A 17,221-nucleotide genomic window follows, 5' to 3' on the forward strand; every position below is an offset into this window, starting at 1 on the left:
TTGAAACCGGGTAAAATAGCGTAAAGCTAATTTTACCCGGTTTTCTTATATCCTTTAAATCTATATGTATATGAAACGTTTTCTCAATTCTGTACTTTGTATGTGTATCGCCGTTTTTTGTACGCATGCCCAAAAAAAGAATGTGACTAGTGTGCTGGAAGTGATGGACATTACGACCGGGCAACGTTCCGTTGTCAAGGAATTCCCTTTTTTAATCGAGGCACCTAACTGGACTCCGGATGGTAATTGGCTTGTATATAATAGTGGAGGAAAATTATATAAGCTCTCTCCGGAATCTCCGGGCGAGCCGCAATTAATCAATAGCGACTATGCGACCCGTTGCAACAACGACCATGTGATCTCTGCGGATGGCAAACAAATAGCGATCAGTAACGGAACAAAAGAAGATGGTAAATCGCGTGTCTATACCCTGCCTTTCGAAGGAGGTGTTCCCCGGTTGATTACCCCACTCGGTCCTAGCTACCTACACGGGTGGAGCCCCGACGGAAAACAACTCGCTTATTGCGCTGAAAGAAACGGTAATTTTGATGTTTACGTCATTCCTTCCCTAGGCGGAGAAGAAAAACGTCTTACGACAGCCGAAGGTTTGGACGATGGCCCCGAATACTCACCTTGCGGACAATATATCTGGTTCAACTCCGTACGTACCGGGCTTATGCAAGTCTGGCGCATGAAAGCGGATGGTTCCGAACAAACCCAAATGACATTCGATGAGACCCGTAATTCTTGGTTTCCCCACATCTCTCCGGATGGAAAACAAATCGTTTTCATCACCTATACAAAAGGAGATCTGGAACCCGGACAGCACCTCGCCAATAAAAACGTAGAGTTACGCCTTATGCCGGCCGAGGGCGGAGAACCTAAGACTTTAGTCAAACTATTCGGCGGCCAAGGTACCATAAACGTAAACTCTTGGGCACCCGATAGCAAACGATTCGCTTTCGTCAGCTACCGGTTAAATTGACTCGTTCCCGTCTCTCCTGTATTCGGAAGGAATAACCCCCGTCTGCTTAATAAACGCACGACGGAACGTACTGATAGAATGGAAGCCCGAACGTTCGGCTATCTCTTGTATACTGGCCAGAGGTTCGGCTTCCAATAGACGTTTACTTTCCTCTACCCTGAAATGGTTTACGTAATCCGAGAAGGAACAACCTAGTTCTTTATTAAACAATTGGGATAGATAAGAACGGCTCATCGGGAAGATCCGCTGTAAATCCGTTAAGCGCAAATCTTCCCGTAGATAGGGCTTTTCACGTTCAAACCACGCCTGTACTTCCTCAACATACCTTTGGCGTATGATGCCTTTCTGTTCCTCACTACCTTGATCATCATCCGTATCCTCCTCCAAATCGGGTAATCCCCATCCGCTCTCGAATGTGTGATCCAAATGGATAACCTTTAGGAACAAGGCCTTATAAAAGAAATAGTACCATAAAACCAATAAAAACGTTTTGTCGATTACATATAGGCTAACCCGATCCGTAAACAACAATACCAAATAAAAAATATACATAGAAGAAAGGATCAGCATGGTCTTTTTCAACCAGTCCAGATCATAATCTTCCGGGTCCGATACATTTTCCCTTAAATACACCTTAAATCCCTCACTATAGCGCAAGATCAGATAAATAGGAACGATCATATACAGAAGCGTGAAAAATAAAATCAAAAGCCTTATAACCACATCCAGATTCAAGGTATCGAATACCTCGCCAAAAGAGTTATAACGATGAATATTTCCACCGGATAGCCGGTAAATCAAAAAAGAAATACCCAATACCCATATCGGACTGGTAAAAATAAAGAAACGGCGAACGGTCATATAGCAAGGTCGTAACACTTCTATCACGTAACAAGCCAATGTAGCTACCACAATACATCCCATAATCAGCACATCCGGATGAAATATCTCTTTTGAATCCTCTAAATACAGGTTAACCGATACTCGTACCGCCGCTAAAAACGCCCATAATAACATACTCCACCCCAAAATCTGTTTTGCCCTATTCTCACGGGCCCGTAGTAGCAGGGTAATACCACCAAAAACACAAAAGCCTAATATCTGTAAGCTTAGTAGAAACTGAATTTTATCCAACATAATAACACTACCTCCTATCTATTAAACAATACGCCCCCCGAATGTTCTTTTTGACCCCTCAGTTAACAATATGAACGCCTTAGACAATTTGAACGATCTAATTTTATACGATTTCACCGACGTTTTAGACCGTATGCACCTCCCTTTCCCCTTAACCACCCGATATTTGCATCCAGAAGTTTCACACAAAAATAAGTAAAATAATGAGAAATTTAGTACTCTTTACCAGTATGATTTTAAGCTTTTGGGGTTGCTCCAACGACAAAGACTTCGGAGGTCTTGAGAATATCGGCTGGAATGAAAAACCACTCCAAATAACGACTCGTATCCTAACTACAAAATCCACCAATTTTATACAAGAATTTAAAGAAGGCTCTATGCTCGGACTACAAATCACGTCCGGTACAGTCGACGATTTATACAATGGCATATCCACTTATAAAAACGTAAGCGTAAAAGCTTATAGAGTGAATGGAAAAATCCGGTGGCAACAGAGTCCGGAAGTGATCCTCGACTCTAATGAAGCTACGATATACGCATATTATCCATATCAAGAAGATATAAATTTTAACGCCCGGCAGATACCTGTTAAACTGGCCCCGAACGCATTGGAGACCGATGATTATATGTATGGAACCCATGCGATCGGACAAAAAGCAGTCAACAGTACCTCGCCACTTGTATTACTCAGCATGAATCATGCCCTATCGCTTATATCTTTCCAGCTGAACCTAAGCAAAGGCAAGACAGGTGCCTTTATTATAAGTTCCGTTCAAGTAGGAAATAAGCCCGGTGGAACAACTTTAGTCAGCGAAGGAACCCTCGATATCACGACAGGCGATATCATCGGTTCTACCGCCCGTAGCACGTCCGCATCCACGGTATTATCCTTGACGAATCCAGTTACCCTCATCAACGAGAAATATTGTGATCCTATGCGGCTCATGGTAATTCCACCTTCCGGCACGATCGGAACCGGAGACGTGGAGACCTTATTCACGATCAACGGAGAAACCTACAAATTTGACATACCCGCTAACACCCAATGGGAAAAAGGGAAAAAATATTTATATAAGCTAAGCTTTAACGGAAGGTCGTTACAATTGCGAGACGTCTCTATCACAGACTGGTTACCGGGTAACGACGAAGGATTGATTGGCAATATCATGTAAGTTTTTTATGTTGTGGTTATTAAGGTGTAATGCCGTGGCAAGCTTTGATCCGTTTGCCACCGGCAACTACACTGAAAATAACAATTGGCTCTATCATTCCGGCGAATTAGACCATCGGCGTCACTACCCGTACGATGTGTTTTTCACTCAGCCGACTCTATATATTCTCTCAATAAGAGAAACAACGGGTCTCGTCCAAATACCCTTTTACATTCAAGGGCTATCATTCCCTCTCAACTTATCGCCAAAAACACTCTTCTATTTGACTATTACAAGAACGAGACCCGTTTAATAATATCTTTATATCTCTTGGATATATTGATTATTATAGTATACAATAAAGCAGGTTACTTTGCGTATTAAGAGGATAAAACAATCGTTACTATATAATATATAAAAATATCATTTTATAACAGGAATGATAATTAATAGTAATAGAATAATAAACTATATTGGCTCAAATGTTTATTGTTTGAAAGGTTCCATTAAAACATTAGACAAAATGAACAAATTATTATTAATTACGATCTTGTTAATCATCTTTACCGGATGTCATGAAAATCAGCAGTGGATGTCCAAAGAGAAATCAACCACACGAAAGTCAGTTCTTGAAATGACCACCCGGTCCTATACGGCAGGTTCTTCAGTATTCACCGAAATTCTGCCCGAAGGGTCCGAAATAGGATTATTTATAACCTATGGTAATCAAGACAGTTTATATAAAGGCGCATCTCTTTATAAAAACGTAAAATCAAAGGCTGTAGGCTCATCAAAAGGTTCTTTAAAATGGAAACAAACACCGCAGGTATTCCTCAGATCTAATCGACCAGTCATGATCTACGCTTACTCACCTTATAAAGTACAAATACCGTTAGATCCCACTTCCATACCGATCAAAATATCCCCAATCGCGGCGGAAACCCCCTTTTATAAATATGGGAGGCTCTCGCAAGGTCAAAAAGAGGTTAACCGTAAATCTCCGCTCGCGAAACTCTCCATGAATTACGCGTTATCACTTCTCTCTTTCGAAATATATCAAGATTCGAACATTAACGGGCTATTCAAGCTAACCTCCATACAGATCGGTAACCGTGCGGGAGGTAATACCTTGCAGTATACCGGCACAATGGATATCGTAACCGGAAATATCAAAGGAACTCCCGGGGCACACAAGGCCACTTTACTTACAATAGATCCATCCGTAACTTTACGACACGCGAAAGCGGAGGAGCAAAATATCCGTATAGTCCCTACCTACTCTCCTATCCGGGAAAAAGAAGTTGAGGCGATCTTTACGATCAATGGGAAGACTTACAAATACATCATTCCGGAAGGCACCTGTTGGAATAAAGGATATAAATACTCATACAAATTCTACTTCGATGGTAAGGAGATTAAGTTTCACGACTTAGTTGCCTGCATTTGGATACCTAAGTTGAATAAAAAATAATTCTTTTTTTGCCTATTTTTGTAACAAACAAATCCCTTATCCCGTCTTCTTTGTGAAAGCCCCACTCTAAGGCGCACGGACGAAGGGCTATCCAAAAACATAGTATTAACGAAAAAGTCAATTACAATGAAAAGATTACTAGCGTTACTGGCCATCCTCCTTATCAGCCAAGTAGGATACGGGCAGCAGAAGATGGATCAATTATTCAATGCTTTCCGGGGTGAAAGCGATGTTACTTCCGTAAATATCGGAAACATAACGATGAAGCTAGCCAGCCTGTTCACCGAGACAATGGGAGTAAACGGTATAGAGATCCTTGAATTTGATAATTGTGCCCAAGAGGTGAAAGACCGACTGTCTACCGCCATACGGAACCTGAGAGATCCTGATTACGAGACGATGGTCACGGCAAATGAAAGGGACAGTCGCACGAAAGTTCTTGTCAAAATAAAAGAGGATATGATCCGTGAACTGGTCATATTCACGACAGGAAACGACAATGCGTTAATCCGTATCAAAGGAAAGATCAGCCCGTCCGATCTAGACCGGGTAATCAATGAGCACAAAACTGGAAATCATTAAGGGCGATACCGATGGACGTTGATGTTTTTAAACAACGGTTCCTTCCATTTCATCCTAAACTCTATCGAATCGCTTATGCCTTATTAGACAATAAAGCGGATGCGGAAGACATACTTCAAGATGCCTATTGCAAATTATGGAATAAAAGGGATGAGCTGGGAGACATCCAGAATCCGGAAGCATTTTCCATAACATTGGTCAAGAATCTTTGTCTGGATTTCCTGCGCTCGCCTAAAGCAAGCCGAAGAGACAACGAAGAGGCATTGGAGACCGTTCTATTAACGACCGACTCCTCGCCGGAAAAGGAACTGGAAGAAAAGGAGGATATCCGGCATATACAGGAACTGATCGAGCAGCTCCCCGAGAACCAGAGGCAGGTAATCCGCCTGCGTGGTATTGAGGATTGTTCCTATGAGGACATTGAACAGATTACAGGGCTTAGCTCCTCTAATATAAGAACATTACTTTCCCGGGCACGCAAATTGATCCGGGAGAAACTAGAAAAAGCAAGTTGTCATGGATGATAAAAAGATAGATGAACTAATAAACAAGGCACTCCAAGAGGATTTAGCCTTACCGGAGGGACTTTCCGAAAGGCTGGAACGACGAATCGACTTCCTAGCCCAAGAAGAGGTATCTCCCCGAGTCTCACGAAGACGTTCCTTCTATTGGATAAGCGGAATCGCCGCCGCTATTCTTGGCGCCCTATTCCTCATCTTCACGGAGACAAATCGTCCGGCTCCCACTATGGCCGATACCTTTACCGATCCTGAAGAGGCAGCTGTCGTAGCCCAAAATGCCTTGGCGTTCATGTCTAGGAATTTAAACAAAGGTCTCGGGCAGGTCAATGAAGCCGGTCAAGAGATCACAAAAATAAACAAGATCGTAAATAAACATTTAAATGATTAATACAATGAGACTCAAACAACTATATACAATACTGCTTCTCTGCTGCGTGAATATCTGTTTTGCCCAGAACAAGCTTTTCGACAAATATGCGGATATGGACGATGTTACTTCCGTATATATCTCCAAGAAGATGTTTCAGATGATGCCGGTCATGGAAACCGCCGGACTCAACCTTGCCAATCTGAAAGGGAAAATAGAATCCCTGCAAATACTCACCACCCAAAAAGCGGATTTGAGGGAACGAATGCGAGGGGAGCTCAAAGCCTTGATCGGAAAGGACCATGAGGAACTCATGCGAGTAAAAGACGGAAAGACCAAAGCCAATTTCTACGTCAAGCAACAAGGAGAACTGATACAGGAGTTGATCATGATAGCCGACATGGACGATGGGGGTTTCAGCGTCATGCAATTGTTAGGGCGTTTTACGCTCCAAGATGTGCAGGAAATTACCAGTGAGATCAACAAATAATTAGGATAATTTCGTGAAAACCATCGGCTTTTTATAGTATCTTCACCACCATAAGTTAAACAAAAATCATACGCGTATGAAAAGATTCATTTTTACAGGGATAATCATCCTGTTTGTTATGGCTGGATGTGGAGGCGACCATTCATCGACCGATGGTCTTATAACCGTGGATGTAAACGATAGTTATTCAACCAAAAAAGAGTTGGTCCTTCAAGACTTCATGGATGTGGAGTATATTCCGCTGGAAACAAACGATGAGTTTATCAATCGGGCATGCGTGCAGGCGGTTGGCGAGAAATACATAATCGTGACAAACTTTTACGATGATGGCAATATTTTCGTATATGGCCGGAACGGAAAAGCTATTCGCAAAATAAATCGCAAGGGACAAGGTGGAGAAGAATACGTGTCTATGAGATCGGTTTCGTTAGATGAAGAAAACGAAGAGATTTTCGTAAATGATTTTCATGCGAAAAAGATAAGGGTTTATGATTTGGAAGGAAATTTCAAACGAAGTCTGAATCAAAGAAGCGAGAAAAGTTCGTTTTACGTGGAAATGCTTGATTATGACAAGGACAACTTGATTTGCTATGATAAGTTTAATTTTGAGGTACCGTTCTTGCTTGTGTCGAAGCAAGATGGAAGTATAACGAAAGAAATCACGGTTCCATATAAAGAGAAGCAATTATTCCATATCGTTGAAAGACTTTATGATAAAGGAGAAACAAGAGCAGCTGGACCAGGTCCGTATAACAGTATAATTCCTTTTAAGGGTAATTGGATTCTATTTGAGGCCTCTGCAGATACGGTCTACACCTTAATGCCTGATTACAGTTTGCGCCCGCTTATCGCACGAACACCCCCTATCCACACCATGGATCCGGGCGTTTTCGTCGTCTTAAGATTGATTTCCGATCGTTATTATTTCATGGAAAGCGTAACGAATATATATGATTTTAACACAGGAGAAGGTTTCCCGAGAAAGTACTTCGCATACGATACGCAAGAAAAGAAATTTTTCAACTATATCACATACAACGATGATTATTCTTATAAGAAAGAAATCTATATGGTGACATTTCCTCCCATCAATTCAAAAGGCGAATTGTGTTCTACCATCAATGCTTCCGATCTTTGCCAGGACTATAAAAGGGGAAAGCTGAAAGGCAAACTAAAAGAGGTAGCCGCGACATTGGAAGAGGATGACAACCGGGTGGTAGTGTTGGTGAGACCTAAAAAGTAAACGATTACCAATCATCGGTAATACGATCAAGCGGATTATTTCCCCGTAATAATCCGCTTAATCTCACTCAGTTTGTTCAAGGCTTCCAAGGGGGTAAGATTATTCACGTCCAAGTTCTTGATCTCATCCCGTACTTGGCTCAACACCGGATCATCCAACTGGAAGAAACTCAGCTGATACCCCTCGGCGGCAGACGCGATCGCTTTTACAGGTTTACCCCCGATGCCTTCCTGACGATTCTCGGACTCCAACTGCTTCAAGATCTCATTCGAACGCTTCACGATGCTTTTAGGCATACCGGCCATTTTCGCCACGTGGATACCAAAGCTATGCTCGCTTCCTCCCGGTATCAACTTACGCAAGAATATCACCTTATTCCCTACTTCCTTGACCGATACGTTATAGTTCTTGATCCGCTTAAAGGCACGCTCCATCTCGTTCAGCTCGTGGTAATGGGTAGCGAACAGCGTCTTCGCCTTCGCATTCGGGTGCTCATGAATATATTCCACGATCGCCCAAGCGATCGATATGCCATCGTAGGTACTGGTACCCCGGCCTAACTCGTCGAACAGTACCAAGCTCCGGGAAGTCATATTATTCAATATATCGGAGGCCTCATTCATCTCTACCATAAAAGTAGACTCACCCACCGAGATATTATCCGAGGCACCTACACGGGTAAATATCTTATCCACGATACCTATATGGGCGCTCTCGGCCGGAACAAAGCAACCGATTTGCGCCATGAGCGTAATCAAGGCTGTCTGACGCAATAAGGCGGACTTACCGGCCATATTCGGACCCGTGATAATGATGATCTGTTGTTTCTCGTCATCCAGATAGACATCATTGGCGATATAAGGTTCTCCCAAGGGCAGTTGTTTCTCGATTACCGGGTGGCGACCTCCCTTTATGTCGATCTTGTCGGAATCACTCACGATCGGACGGATATACTTATTCGCCTCCGCGGCCTTGGCGAAAGATAAAAGGCAATCGATACGCCCGATCAAGTTCGCGTTCATCTGGATAGGCGGAATATACTCCGTCAAGGCCAATACCAGCTCATTGAAAAGGCGGGTCTCCAGAGCAAGTATCTTTTCTTCCGCCCCTAATATCTTCTCCTCGTATTCCTTCAACTCCTCGGTAATATAGCGCTCGGCGTTCACCAAGGTCTGTTTACGGATCCAATTCGCCGGGACTTTATCCTTATGGGTATTACGTACCTCTATATAATAGCCGAAGACGTTGTTGAAAGCGATCTTCAAGCTTGGGATACCCGTCAATTCGATCTCGCGCTGCTGTACCTTCAACAAATAATCCTTGCCGGAATAAGCGATGGCACGCAAGTCATCCAATTCCTCGTTGACCCCCTTCGCTATAATTCCTCCCTTATTGACCAACGAAGGGGGATCGTTATTAATCTCTTTCTCAATCCGGTCGCGGATCAAGGCGCAAGCGTTTAATTGCTCCCCGATCCGGCATAAGCTGGGTTCCTCACTCGCCATACATGCCTCCTTGATCGGCTCGATCGCACGAAGCGCGACCTTTAGCTGAACCACCTCACGAGGAGATACACGGCCGACAGCCACCTTGGAGATAATACGTTCCAAATCGCCGATCTGCTCCAACTGCGTATCCAGCAACTCCTTTGTCTCCGGTTCACGGAAGAAATAATCCACGACCTCTTGGCGTTCTTGGATCGGTTTTACATCCTTTAGCGGGAATAGTATCCACCGGCGAAGCATACGAGAGCCCATCGGCGAGATCGTCTTATCGATCACGTCCAACAAGCTTGTTCCCTCATCGTTCATCGTACCCACCAGTTCCAAGCTGCGTACCGTAAACTTATCCAAGCGGACGTATCGATCCTCCTCGATACGGGATAAAGCGGTGATATGGGAAATATGCGTGTGCTGGGTCTGGTCCAGATAATACAGAATCGCCCCGGAAGCGATAATACCTAATTTCAGATGTTGTACGCCAAAACCCTTCAGGTTCTTCGTCTCGAAATGCTTCAACAGGCGATCCTCGGCAGCCGAGGTCGTAAAGATCCAGTCATCCAGCTCAAAGATAAAGAAACGAGGACCGAAAGCCTCCTCGAAACGTTTCTTGTTTCCTCGTTCGATCAAGACTTCCTTCGGGGAAAAGTTATTGAGTAATTTGTCGATATAGTCTATAGAACCCTCCGCCGTCATAAACTCGCCGGTAGAGATATCCAAGAAAGAGATACCACATACCTCCTTGGCGAAATGGATAGAGGCCAAGAAATTATTCTCTTTATGATTCAGTATATTATCATTGATGGAAACACCGGGAGTCACCAATTCCGTAATACCCCGCTTCACCAGTTTCTTCGTCAACTTAGGGTCTTCCAGCTGGTCGCAAATAGCCACACGCTTTCCGGCCCGCACCAACTTCGGCAGATAAGAATCCAAGGCATGATGTGGAAATCCCGCCATCTCGACATGCTGCGCCACGCCATTCGCACGTTTGGTCTGTACGATACCCAGTATTTCCGCGCCAATCACGGCGTCCTCGCCATACATCTCGTAAAAGTCTCCAACCCGGAATAAAAGGATAGCGTCCGGATGTTTCGCTTTTATATCGAAATACTGCTTCATCAAAGGGGTTTCCACAACTTTTGCCACGATAGTAATCTTTTAAATGCGTTTACAATTTATCCGCACAAAGGTACTATTTTTTTTCTATCCGTTTACTTTCTTATAATCCGCTAGAAAAGTAGCCAGCCCACTATCCGTTAACGGGTGTTTCAATAAGCCTTTAATGGCGGACAAAGGACAAGTAGCCACATCCGCCCCGGCCTCCACGCATTGGATGATATGCTGGGTGCTACGGATAGAAGCCGCCAATACTTGGGTATCATAATCGTAATAATCATACATTTCCACGATCTTACGTACCAGCTCTATCCCGTCGCTGGCGATATCATCCAAACGCCCGACAAAGGGCGATACATACGTAGCCCCGGCCTTAGCCGCCAATAACGCCTGACCGACAGAGAAAACCAGCGTACAATTCGTACGGATGCCTTTTCTGGTGAAATATTTTATCGCTTTAATCCCCGCTTCGATACAAGGTACTTTAACGACTATATTAGGATGTAAAGCTGCCAACTCCTCCCCTTCTTTTATCATGCCCTCTAAGTCGGTAGCGATTACCTCGGCGCTTACATCCCCGCCCACGATCTCGCAAATTTCCAAATAGTGTTTCCGTTGATTTTCCACCCCCCGGATTCCCTCTTTCGCCATTAAGGACGGATTAGTCGTCACGCCATCCAATACTCCCAATTCATTCGCTTCCCGGATTTGATCCAGATTCGCCGTGTCAATAAAAAACTTCATAGCTTTACACTTTAATGTTACGTATTTATATAACCCTTCTGATTCGCTATTAGTTCTAAATCAACCGCCTCAATCGCCTACTAATTCGATATACAAGTCGTTAAGCCATTTGCGGAGATGTAAGACGGCGTATCTTTTCCGGGACAGAAGCGTATTCACCGGAACATCCGTCGCCTCGGAGATCTCCTTAAAAGAAAAGCCTTCCAGCTCGGTCAACTCAAAAACCGTACGCTGCTCATCCGGCAACTCCGCTAAAGCGTTCTCTAACTCCTCCCATACCAAGGAACGGATAAAATCCATCTCAGGGGACTGATCCTCATCCATCAGCCACTCAGAAATCTCATTCATAAACCTTCCTTCCGAATCTTCCCCTTGCTTATAGGGCATTGGCTCCTCCGTATGCTTCCTGCTACGATCTATGATCTGGTTCCTCGCCACGGAATAAAGCCAAGCAGATACTTGCCCTATCACGGTACCCTCCGAGTCTGTTTTCAACAGTTGGTAAAAAACATTTTGTAAGATATCCTCGCAATCCTCTTTGGAGGGGACTCGTTTAGAGATAAAACTCTTTAGCTGAGATTGGTATTTCCTGAATATATCCGATATAGGTATATTTTCAGTCTGCCGTGTCATTCTTTCTCCTCATTAAAGCCATTCATCCATCTACGAATAAAGGCTTTTTTCTCCTCCAGAGATACATGTCCCATCCGCTCATGAAAACGCCTATGCTCTTTCCGCCAATTCACATTCCGGTTACCCATGAAACCGAAGTGATGCCAAGGTCCCCCAAACAATAGGCGTGTCAATACCATCAAGCCTGCCGCCTGCCAGTAATTGATAGTCGTCCAGCCCGTGATAGACGGGATCAAGGCATTCCACAACAACATAACCACTGCTACGATCGCCGCGAAGACAGCGATAAATATAACGACGTGCGTTATTTTTCTCCATGCGTTCATATTACTTATCTGATTTTTTATTCGTTTTTACTTTGTGGTCACTAACTCAATCGCCTTAGCAGGACATATATGGACACATTTCCCGCATCCTACGCAGTTTTCCAGATATTCCACGGAAGCCAGCAGGCAGTGTCCGTTATCGATCATCTTCAACACATCGCGCCTACATCTATCAACGCAACTTCCACATCCTGTACAATCATATGAGGCTATCTCCAAAGAGAGTACCTCCTTCTTTTTATGCCAAAACATCTTTTCTTCTCTTTTAATTATTAAACTTCATTCTCGAGTCAGACATGTCCTTCTATTTAGGGAGACGATCGAGAAGAAAAGATATTTTATGAGAATACTTATTTTACAGACAAAGTATATTTCCTATCGATCCATTCGGCCAATGAAATACCGCCCAATTCTTCGATAGTCTCTTTCCTTTTATAAGGTTTTAGTTGATGAATACGTTTCCAAATATCATTAAGCCAGACCTCATATCGGTTAGGCAACATAAGTTCTGGACGGAATTCCGATATATCTAAGTCTAAATCATCACTATAAAGAAGATAGTTCTTTATTAAAGTCGCAGATTCTAACAACTCACCAACCACATGCGGTAAAGGAAAAGGCAGAAGTTCATCATTCAGTTTCAATTGTTGGCCCCCAGCGGAAAAAGTGTCCCGCATATGAAAATTAACAACAGACCGGCGCGTACATAACCATAAGGCAGCATTCTCATAATTCCCACTCACTACTTCCGGGAATAAAATAAATATCTCCGCTTTTAGTCTCTTATTCCTTGTCCGGATCCGCATATTCTCCATTATCCACCCACAGGCTTATATTCATATCCGTATGCTCCTCCAAACTTTCCTCAGCGGAAGTGCCCAACCACCAAGGCATAGCTTTCTTTTTGGCTTTAATGGCTTTTTCCCTATAATATTTTCGAACGATCTCTATAGAATCCGAAGCATTCCTTAATTGATCATAAGCAACTCCCATCTTACTAAAAATAGTCTGCTCTTTCGTTAATTCCATATTAATCAAATAACGGGGAGAATGGGTAACAGCTATATCGGAGAGACAATCCTCATAAGGACGGCACTTAAACTCCGCCGTCTTACCTCCCAGTTTGCCGAAGAGCATATAGATATTTTCTACATTCTTATCACGTGTAGACTCCACGATGCTACTTCCCGTAGATGTCCAATGGTTCTCTTTTGTAGATTTTACCTCAACCCCATAATATTTCTCCGCGATAATATCTGGAAAATATTGGGCGGAAACCAAGCGTATCTCCTCCGCACGGAAAGGAGTTCTACCGCAAAGTTCTTTCATCACGTTCACTACTACATTTTCCAGTTCCTTACTCTTACAATCGCAATACGTACCCGGAATAGCAGCTGCTTTTTCATTCAAGTATGATTCCAGCATAAACATAAAATCCGCAAAAGCCTCATCCGCTTTTTGAAGATTTCTATTACGCACAGTAATAATATTCTCCTCTTCCATATTATCTCTTTTTAAAATACAACGGCCATAAAGTCTGTATGCGATTCGCTATATGATACGCTAATACCGGAGGAACCGCATTACCGATTACTTTATAAGCGCCTGAGGCACTTAACTCAAAACGTGTACTGTTCTTTTTATGGGAGACAAACGTATAATCCGGCGGAAACGTCTGTATCAAAGCACATTCTCGAGGAGTTAAGCGACGTTCTTGTAAACCGGCGTCTAATTCTTCCGTAATAACGCCCCCATGCTCCCGGGATAAACGACGGTATTCTATATTTCCATGATGCTCGGAACGAATCGTCGGGCCAATATTATCCAGCGCGATCTCCTTTTGACCTTGACAATGAGCTCCCATATATTTCGCCTGTGAATAATACCGCTGGGATGGATCTTCTGTCCTATCCGGTTCCTCCAATCCTACAAATACATCCCGACAAACCACCGGTGGCAATAGTTTCTTATCTTCCACGGTGCAAGCATGTGTCGGACTCGGATAAGGATCGTAAGCTTTGGGTATCTTCTCCTCTTGAAGCGCTCTTAAAGCCTTAACCTTTAACGCGGACTTACGTATCCCGATAAAAATCACACGCTCTCTAGACTCCGGAACCCCATAATTGCCCGCATGTAAAACTTGAGGATCTAAAACAATATATCCATCCCCAGCCGCATGGGCGAAGTCTCTCTGAATAATACTTTTCACGTCTCCCAGATTCACTAGTCCCTTCACGTTCTCCGCGATAAATATCTTGGGTCTCGTAATATCGATCACCTGCTTCATCCAATAGTAAAGTTTACCCCTCGTCTCTTCCGAGGCCTCATCGTCCTCACGCAATTTCCCGGTATGATCCTTATTCGACTCAAACCCTAAACGTTTACCGGAGACACTGAAATCCTGGCAAGGAAAACCTCCCGTGACGACATCTATATTTTTAGGGAAGACTTTTTTCCCCGCTCGATGCTCTTTCACCAAGTCTACGATACTCTTTGTATTATAAACGTTTTTATCATATCCGAATCGATCCATATATTGAAGCCAAGCGGTTTGTGCCTCTTTCAATATATCATTCGCAAAGACCGTTCGAAAACGATTCTTCTGTAAACGAACCCAGTGTTCATCGATAACCTCTTGAACCCACGTATTTTGAGGAGATATAGACTTACGATGACATATAAAATCCCCCTCGAATCCTAAATCCATGCCCCCACATCCGGAGAACAGGGACAAGACCCGTAAGCTATCCAACGATTCAATATCCTTTCCACCTCTTTTCATTTCCGATCCTTGCTATATACTATTTTTTATCAAAAGAATCGCAAATCTACAAAAATCACGGGAAAAGCACTAGAATTTATTAGTCTTTGCTCAAAACAATCTTATGCAGGAAATTGTCCTCATAATAATCTACCATATAGATTATCGAATTATCTTCTGTCGCACATCCAGTGTATAGGCCTCTTCCTTTGGGTAACGAATAACGAGCTACCGGATTCCCATCCCAATCAAATTGCTCCAGATACAAGGGATTCGTTTCATCCGTATCTTTCTTTGATTCCCGGTAAACGGCATAGACATACTTGTCACTCGCGAAACAACTGTAATAATAGAGAGGATTATCCGGCGAAGAGGTAGTTTGTAAGGTTTTATCTCCAAATCGGCACATCTTCACATGGTTACCATCAAAGTCAAAGAAAACGATCCGGTCATGAAAGGTAAACGCAAATGCTTCTCGTTTTCTTGAAAAGCTATGCGCCAAATTTCCGATATAGAAAAACCAACCTGCTCCTTCAGCGAACAGGAAAGGTACGGTTCCCTTCACTATAGTATCATTCAAGCTTACCAATCCTATTCCCATTCCATCATTTGAACCTAGACTAACCTGCATCTTGCCATCTCCCATATATAAAGGCTTATCAGGGACTATCTTATTTTCAGGGATTTCAGCCAATTGATCATACTCCTCTAGTTTAAGGGTAGTGGACAAGCTAAAGATCCGATTATTACGTATGTTCCAGACGTAGCAAAGCTTATCGGTCTCTTCCGTGGGTATCATGCGTATATCATTGAACTCATCCGGTCCCTCGCCAAAAGGGGCTAATTGAGCAACCGTTTTATAATCGGGCAAAGAGAGTACATGCAAAAGATAGGCTCCCTCCCGCCACTCAAGGTGTTTAACGATGAGGTAGTTGCCTTTAGCCAATATATTCACTTCCCGAAGCTCGATCTCCAAGTCAATCGGTATCCGCTCAATAGAACGGATCTCCCCTTTCGGGAAATCAGATTTCTCTAGCTGAATGATATTCGACTTCGGTATTTCCGGATACTCCACTCCACCAAGTTGAACTAAATTAACAACTTGAGAATTATTTGATTTCTCATGTCCACATCCTGCCAATAGCAGAATAATTACGGCAATAGCACTAAAAAAGGCAACAATACGCATATCCCTAACTATTATAATATTCTACTTTCAATCCTATTCCCCCGGTTCAAGGCCCGTGACTTACCAAATTATTCCAGAGTCAATACCTAAAGCTTTCATTTTTTTTGGCATTAGCCTTATATTGAATAGTTTGTCAAAGATAGTTCTTAATCACGAAAGAGACAATATCGCAAACAAAAAATGCAAAAAGGCCTCAATAATTATTCAAAATTTATACATCATATACAAGCAAAAGCCATGCATAGAATTATCTCTCTACACATGGCTCTTTTTCACGTACTCTTTTCTTATAGGCAGTTATTCATCTTTGTTTTGGTTCTAAATAAAACATTATGTGTTTCTATATTTTATTATTCCATCATTTCAAAACAAAAGGAACATATACAGAGAGCATCAAATCCGAAAGATGTCCACGACGGCCATTAGCCGGTCCGTTATTGAAATGCTTCAAGGTATTGAAACAGCCATATTGATAAGAAAGGCCGAACTCACAATGCTTGCTTAAACGATATCCCACCTTCGCCATCACGGACAGATCAAACACGGCTTGTGGTTGTACATAAAGCGTAGGAGCGATACCGGCACCCAAATGGAATTTCTTGGCAAAACGCCAATTCCAACTAGCGGCTACGGAGATAGGCATGACAAATTCATCAATCGTCTCAGTACCACCTTTGAATATATGTGAACCACCTTCCATACCTTCGTAAGAAAGATAACGAGAAGACTTGACAGTTTCCATTTTTTGGAATCCCATCGTCATATCCAAGTCATAGAAGAATTTCTGTTCCGGAAGGAATCGGAAGCGATAACCGATCATACTATTCAATTTATAATCGTTCCGATAATCCAAATTCGATTTATCCCCCCAAGTAGTCTCCTTCCAACCGTCCTGCAAAGGGAATCCAACACCAGCACCTACTAATAACCCATGCTCTACTTGAGCGAAAGCTGAAGTTGTTATTAACAATAATAAAAATAAAACTTTTTTCATCGTATTAAA

General features: G+C 42.9%; 19 protein-coding genes. 8 read left to right on the forward strand and 11 right to left on the reverse strand.

The features are described from left to right. The first annotated feature begins 70 nt into the window (after positions 1-70). A complete protein-coding gene (locus DWX84_RS04530) occupies positions 71-985 on the forward strand; it encodes a TolB family protein (protein ID WP_008773214.1) in 915 nt (304 codons plus the stop codon). Here the strand turns inward: DWX84_RS04530 and DWX84_RS04535 are convergent. Beyond that, positions 977-2,122, reverse strand: coding sequence for an AraC family transcriptional regulator (locus tag DWX84_RS04535; RefSeq protein WP_005860425.1), 1,146 nt, complete (start codon positions 2,120-2,122; stop codon positions 977-979). The genes DWX84_RS04530 and DWX84_RS04535 overlap by 9 nt on opposite strands. 203 nt (positions 2,123-2,325) lie before the next feature. On the opposite strand from DWX84_RS04535, the gene DWX84_RS04540 reads away from it, so the two are divergent. The 7 genes from DWX84_RS04540 (at position 2,326) to DWX84_RS04575 (ending at position 7,947) form a co-directional block, all read left to right on the forward strand. Then, entirely contained in the window at positions 2,326-3,294 is a 969-nt protein-coding gene (locus tag DWX84_RS04540; protein ID WP_005860423.1) for a fimbrillin family protein, read from the forward strand. Between the two features lie 502 nt (positions 3,295-3,796). Then, a complete protein-coding gene (locus tag DWX84_RS04550) occupies positions 3,797-4,744 on the forward strand; it encodes a fimbrillin family protein (RefSeq protein ID WP_048926929.1) in 948 nt (315 codons plus the stop codon). A 126-nt stretch (positions 4,745-4,870) separates the two neighbouring features. Then, positions 4,871-5,326, forward strand: a complete 456-nt coding sequence (locus tag DWX84_RS04555) for a DUF4252 domain-containing protein (RefSeq protein ID WP_048926930.1) — start codon at positions 4,871-4,873, stop codon at positions 5,324-5,326. A gap of 11 nt (positions 5,327-5,337) precedes the next feature. Beyond that, complete coding sequence (locus tag DWX84_RS04560) at positions 5,338-5,850, forward strand: RNA polymerase sigma factor (protein ID WP_005863772.1); 513 nt, start codon at positions 5,338-5,340, stop codon at positions 5,848-5,850. Next, positions 5,843-6,235 (forward strand): hypothetical protein, encoded by a 393-nt coding sequence (locus DWX84_RS04565; RefSeq protein WP_048926931.1) that lies wholly within the window; start codon positions 5,843-5,845, stop codon positions 6,233-6,235. Before DWX84_RS04560 ends, DWX84_RS04565 begins: the two co-directional genes overlap by 8 nt. Then, positions 6,228-6,704, forward strand: a complete 477-nt coding sequence (locus DWX84_RS04570) for a DUF4252 domain-containing protein (protein ID WP_081024254.1) — start codon at positions 6,228-6,230, stop codon at positions 6,702-6,704. The genes DWX84_RS04565 and DWX84_RS04570 overlap by 8 nt, the downstream gene beginning before the upstream one ends. 76 nt (positions 6,705-6,780) lie before the next feature. Beyond that, complete coding sequence (locus tag DWX84_RS04575; protein WP_048926932.1) at positions 6,781-7,947, forward strand: 6-bladed beta-propeller; 1,167 nt, start codon at positions 6,781-6,783, stop codon at positions 7,945-7,947. Between the two features lie 35 nt (positions 7,948-7,982). Here the strand turns inward: DWX84_RS04575 and mutS are convergent, their stop codons facing one another. The 10 genes from mutS to DWX84_RS04620 all read right to left on the reverse strand — a co-directional run bounded on the left by mutS (position 7,983) and on the right by DWX84_RS04620 (position 17,212). After that, positions 7,983-10,568, reverse strand: coding sequence for a DNA mismatch repair protein MutS (gene mutS, locus DWX84_RS04580; RefSeq protein ID WP_154396195.1), 2,586 nt, complete (start codon positions 10,566-10,568; stop codon positions 7,983-7,985). A gap of 84 nt (positions 10,569-10,652) precedes the next feature. After that, entirely contained in the window at positions 10,653-11,309 is a 657-nt protein-coding gene (gene fsa / locus DWX84_RS04585; protein WP_005860406.1) for a fructose-6-phosphate aldolase, read from the reverse strand. A gap of 69 nt (positions 11,310-11,378) precedes the next feature. Continuing rightward, on the reverse strand, positions 11,379-11,942 hold the full coding sequence (locus tag DWX84_RS04590) for an RNA polymerase sigma factor (RefSeq protein WP_048926934.1): 564 nt from the start codon (positions 11,940-11,942) through the stop codon (positions 11,379-11,381). Beyond that, complete coding sequence (locus DWX84_RS04595) at positions 11,939-12,268, reverse strand: hypothetical protein (protein WP_048926935.1); 330 nt, start codon at positions 12,266-12,268, stop codon at positions 11,939-11,941. Before DWX84_RS04595 ends, DWX84_RS04590 begins: the two co-directional genes overlap by 4 nt. A gap of 27 nt (positions 12,269-12,295) precedes the next feature. Next, positions 12,296-12,520, reverse strand: a complete 225-nt coding sequence (locus DWX84_RS04600; protein ID WP_048926936.1) for an ATP-binding protein — start codon at positions 12,518-12,520, stop codon at positions 12,296-12,298. A 98-nt stretch (positions 12,521-12,618) separates the two neighbouring features. Beyond that, positions 12,619-13,083 carry a hypothetical protein gene (locus tag DWX84_RS21785; protein ID WP_233573911.1) on the reverse strand — a complete coding sequence of 155 codons (465 nt, stop codon included), beginning with the start codon at positions 13,081-13,083 and terminating at the stop codon, positions 12,619-12,621. Beyond that, the gene (locus DWX84_RS21790; RefSeq protein WP_229103476.1) at positions 13,052-13,771 is read right to left on the reverse strand and encodes a hypothetical protein; all 720 of its coding nucleotides are present in this window, start codon (positions 13,769-13,771) and stop codon (positions 13,052-13,054) included. The genes DWX84_RS21785 and DWX84_RS21790 overlap by 32 nt, the downstream gene beginning before the upstream one ends. A 1-nt stretch (position 13,772) precedes the next feature. Next, a complete protein-coding gene (locus DWX84_RS04610; protein ID WP_005863765.1) occupies positions 13,773-15,050 on the reverse strand; it encodes a DNA cytosine methyltransferase in 1,278 nt (425 codons plus the stop codon). Positions 15,051-15,129: 79 nt separating this feature from the next. Next, a complete protein-coding gene (locus DWX84_RS04615; RefSeq protein WP_005863764.1) occupies positions 15,130-16,218 on the reverse strand; it encodes a hypothetical protein in 1,089 nt (362 codons plus the stop codon). A 358-nt stretch (positions 16,219-16,576) separates the two neighbouring features. Next, a complete protein-coding gene (locus DWX84_RS04620) occupies positions 16,577-17,212 on the reverse strand; it encodes an outer membrane beta-barrel protein (RefSeq protein ID WP_048926937.1) in 636 nt (211 codons plus the stop codon). Between the last annotated feature and the right edge of the window lie 9 nt (positions 17,213-17,221).

The sequence above is a fragment of the Parabacteroides sp. AF21-43 genome (assembly GCF_003635435.1).
GTDB classification, from domain to species: domain Bacteria; phylum Bacteroidota; class Bacteroidia; order Bacteroidales; family Tannerellaceae; genus Parabacteroides; species Parabacteroides distasonis.